Origin of the sequence: Lactiplantibacillus sp. B652, from assembly GCF_023806745.1 — a bacterium.
GTDB classification, from domain to species: domain Bacteria; phylum Bacillota; class Bacilli; order Lactobacillales; family Lactobacillaceae; genus Lactiplantibacillus; species Lactiplantibacillus pentosus.
Window position 1 is genome coordinate 1 of the sequence record NZ_JAMSKY010000058.1, and the last position, 571, is coordinate 571.

A 571-nucleotide genomic window follows, 5' to 3' on the forward strand; every position below is an offset into this window, starting at 1 on the left:
CTAGTGCCAAGGCATTCACCATGCGCCCTTGTTAACTTAACCTCATTTACCTAACGGTAAATGCGATTAATGAGTTTAGCGATAATTAAACTTCAATAAAAAACTCAAAAAACGCGGCGTTCTCGGTTTCATTATGAAAAAATATATTTGATATTATCTAGTTTTCAAAGAACAAGTTTCAATGACGACCAACGTCGTCAATGGAGAATAGCGGGATCGAACCGCTGACCCCCTGCTTGCAAAGCAGGTGCTCTCCCAGCTGAGCTAATTCCCCATGAGGTATTCAACTTATTAGAACGAACCAACTGGTTCGGTTCCAATGGGCCTAAATGGACTTGAACCATCGACCTCACGCTTATCAGGCGTGCGCTCTAAACCAGCTGAGCTATAGGCCCAAAAAACGCTTATTAAATTGAGAGTTAGACCTCTCAAAACTAAACAAAGTTTCGAAGAATGTGTAGGTTTCCGTAATATTCCTTAGAAAGGAGGTGATCCAGCCGCAGGTTCTCCTACGGCTACCTTGTTACGACTTCACCCTAATCATCTGTCCCACCTTAGGCGGCTGGTTCCT

The 571-nt window shown here is 43.4% G+C and carries 2 tRNA genes and 1 rRNA gene; all 3 read right to left on the reverse strand.

What is annotated here, in order from left to right:
- Positions 1 to 201 precede the first annotated feature (201 nt).
- A tRNA-Ala gene (locus MZO40_RS16970) sits at positions 202 to 274 on the reverse strand.
- 46 nt (positions 275 to 320) lie between these two features.
- Positions 321 to 395, reverse strand: a tRNA-Ile gene (locus tag MZO40_RS16975).
- An 86-nt stretch (positions 396 to 481) separates the two neighbouring features.
- A 16S ribosomal RNA gene (locus MZO40_RS16980) occupies positions 482 to 571 on the reverse strand; the annotation flags it as partial.